Source organism: Marinobacter sp. (genome assembly GCF_033722195.1).
GTDB lineage: Bacteria > Pseudomonadota > Gammaproteobacteria > Pseudomonadales > Oleiphilaceae > Marinobacter.
On the sequence record NZ_JAWVZL010000176.1, the window covers coordinates 1 to 3,063 of the forward strand.

The following is a 3,063-nucleotide window of genomic DNA, read 5'->3' on the forward strand; positions in this document are numbered from 1 at the left end:
GGCCCGCCTCCAGACTGTGGTACATCACCGGCGACCCTTCCATACTAACCCCGATGACGTGCGTATCGGGAGAAACACTTTTCAGCGCAAGGGCAATCCCGGCGATCAGTCCCCCACCCGAAAGGGGCACCAGCACCGTGTCCGGCTCCGGCAAAATCTCCAGCAATTCCAGTCCAATTGTCCCCTGACCCGCGATCACCAGCGGGTCGTCGAAGGGATGCACCAGGCTCAGCCCCCGCGTATCGCGCAGCTGTTCGGCGCGCGCCACCGCCTCATCCTGCCCTTCACCCTCAATTACCAGCTCCGCTCCCAATCGCCGCAACGCATCCACCTTGTCTGCGGGAACGCGCTCCGAGAGACAGACCACGGCCGGAATCCCCATCTGGCCGGCGACGTAGGCCACCGCCCGCCCGTGGTTGCCCGTCGACGCCGTCACCACCCCCCGGCGCTGCGCTTCCCGGTCCAGGTTCAGGATCTTGTTCGCCGCCCCCCGCACCTTGAAACTGCCCGTCTCCTGCAAGGTCTCCGCTTTCAAATAAGCCGGCACCCCCAGCCGCTGCCGCAGGCCGAGTGACGGTAATAGCGGTGTCTGCCGTACCAGGGATGCAATCGTGCGTCGGGCCCGATAAATATCCTGAAAGGTAGGCAGGTCAGGCATCAATCGTCGTTCCCAGCCCGGCAGCCTGGGCCTGCTCATAGGCCAGACGGGCGATCGCCGTGTCCTGGGCGCCGGTGCCGGTCAGGTCACAGACCGTGATCTGCTCGGGCGCGCTCCGGGCGCTTCCGCCGGCGGCAATCAGGTCGCCCACTTCCCGGATCGGGCTCTCCGCGTCAATTACGCCTGCCTCCAGCCCGTGGTGCAGCTCTCCCAGGCGGAAGGCCTGCGCCCTGGTGTCGCACACCAGCATGTCTGCCCGCTCCAGGACTTCCACCGCCAGTTCCTGCTTCTCCTCGGCATCCGCCCCCAGTGCCGTAATGTGCATGCCCGGGTGCAACCACGCCGCCTGTACCACCGGCTCCCGGGCCGGAGTCGTGGTCACCAGCACCTTGCTCTGCCGCACCACCGTCTCGGCATCCGGCGCCGCCCGTACCTCACACCCCAGCAGTGGCGCCATCTCCTGCGCGTACCGTTCCCGGTTAGCCGGATCCTGGCTATAGACGAGGACCTGCTCAAAGGAACGCACCAGTTGTAACGCCCTGATCTGGTAACGGGCCTGGGCACCGCTGCCGATGACGCCCACCGTGTCTACCTCTTCCGGCGCCAGATGGCGCGCCGCCAGGGCGCCCGCCAGGGCGGTACGGACGTCCGTCAGGTATCCATTATCCAGCAGCACCGCGCGCGGAAACCCGGTCTGGCTGCTCAGCAGGACCATCATCCCGCTCAAACTGGGTAAGCCCAGACGGGCATTGTCAAAGAAACCTGACGAGAGCTTGACCGCAAAGCTGTCAAGCCCCTGCAGGTAGGCACTCTTGACGTCTAGCTCGCCGTTGTGTTCCGGGATCTCCACCCGCATGATTGGCGGCATCGTAGCCTGTCCCCGGGCCAGGCGCACAAACCCATCCGCCACGGCTGCCAGCGCTGCTGCGTCCGGCCGGACCACCCGGCGCAACTCCTGCTCCGTCAGAATGGTAACTTCCATCTTTTCCTCTTACCCATCGTCGCGACCACGCCCGCCGTCCACCATGGCGCAACCCTGCCTGTCAGCGCTATTTAGTGCCGCAACGTCGCGCCCAGGAATTGCCTCGTTCGCGGGTTCTCGGGATGGTCGAAAAGTTGCTCTGGTGGACCCTGTTCCACAACCTGCCCTTTGTCAAAAAAGACGACCCGGTCAGAAACCTCGCGCGCGAAGCCCATTTCGTGGGTTACCAGCAACATCGCCATTTCTCCTTCCATGGCCAGTTCGCGGATCACCCCCAGCACTTCGCCCACCAGCTCCGGATCCAGGGCCGATGTCACCTCGTCGAAGAGCATTACCTTGGGTTGCATCGCCAGGGCACGGGCGATGGCCACCCGTTGCTTCTGCCCGCCGGAAAGCTGGGAAGGGTATTGGTCATACTTGTCACTCAGTCCCACCTTGTCCAGTAACCCCTGAGCCCGGGCCACCGCTTCTTCCTTCGGCAGCCCCAACACATGCACCGGCGCCTCATAGACGTTGCGAATCGCCGTCATATGGGGAAAGAGGTTGAAATGCTGGAAGACCATGCCGATATTGCCCCGCACCCTCCGCAGGTGCTTTTCGTCGGCCTCGACCAGCCCGCCATCCTTCGTCTGCTTGTGCCATAGCGGCTCGCCGTCTACCCAGATGACGCCGGCGTTGGGCTTCTCCAGGGTCATCAATACCCTCAGGATCGTCGTCTTGCCCGAACCACTGGGGCCGATGATGCACACTTTTTCGGCCGGGGCCACGTCGAAATCCAGCTCGCGCAAGACGACGAGGTCTCCAAACGCCTTCGTAACATTTTCAAATCGAACAATCGGTGCAGTTGCCTGCTCAGGTTGCTCTTGCATAACGGGCCTCCAATTGGCGGACAATCAGTGAAGATGGATAGCTGATCGCAAAATATAAGGCTCCCACCATCGTAATCGGTACGAGATAACGGAAATTGCGGGTACCCAGCACCCGGCCGGTAAAGAGCAGTTCCGGCACCGTGATGGCTGCCAGTTGCGCCGACTCCTTGAACATGGCGATCAGGTAGTTGCCCAGGGCAGGCAGCATCGGCGGGATCGCCTGCGGCAATATGATCCCGGTCCAGGTATGGGCAGTGGAGAAGTTAAGGGCGCGGGCCGCCTCCCACTGCCCGCGGCCGATGGCGTCAATCCCTGCCCGGTACACTTCTGAGGCATAGGTACCATAATGCAGCCCCAGGGCCACCGTGCCCACAATGAAGGGGGGCAGACGTAGGCCATAGCGGGGCAATACGTAAAACATGAAAAAGAGCTGGACCAGCAACGGAGTACTGCGGATAAACTCCACCACCGCGCCAACCGGCATGGAGATCCACTTGTTATCGCTGCGGCGGGCGAGGGCCATCAGCAGGCCGAGCACGGCCGCCACGGCAAAC

The 3,063-nt window shown here is 63.1% G+C and carries 4 protein-coding genes; all 4 read right to left on the minus strand.

Annotation, left to right across the window (positions count from 1 at the left end):
- A partial coding sequence (locus R3280_RS16420) for a threonine/serine dehydratase (RefSeq protein WP_318999687.1) occupies nucleotides 1-658 on the minus strand: 658 nt, incomplete at its 3' end.
- Nucleotides 651-1,640: a cyclodeaminase gene (locus R3280_RS16425; RefSeq protein ID WP_318999688.1), complete on the minus strand. Its 990-nt coding sequence runs from the start codon at nucleotides 1,638-1,640 to the stop codon at nucleotides 651-653. The genes R3280_RS16425 and R3280_RS16420, both read right to left, overlap by 8 nt.
- 71 nt (nucleotides 1,641-1,711) lie before the next feature.
- A complete protein-coding gene (gene ehuA / locus R3280_RS16430) occupies nucleotides 1,712-2,509 on the minus strand; it encodes an ectoine/hydroxyectoine ABC transporter ATP-binding protein EhuA (protein WP_318999689.1) in 798 nt (265 codons plus the stop codon).
- A partial coding sequence (ehuD, locus tag R3280_RS16435; RefSeq protein ID WP_318999690.1) for an ectoine/hydroxyectoine ABC transporter permease subunit EhuD occupies nucleotides 2,493-3,063 on the minus strand: 571 nt, incomplete at its 5' end. The genes ehuD and ehuA, both read right to left, overlap by 17 nt.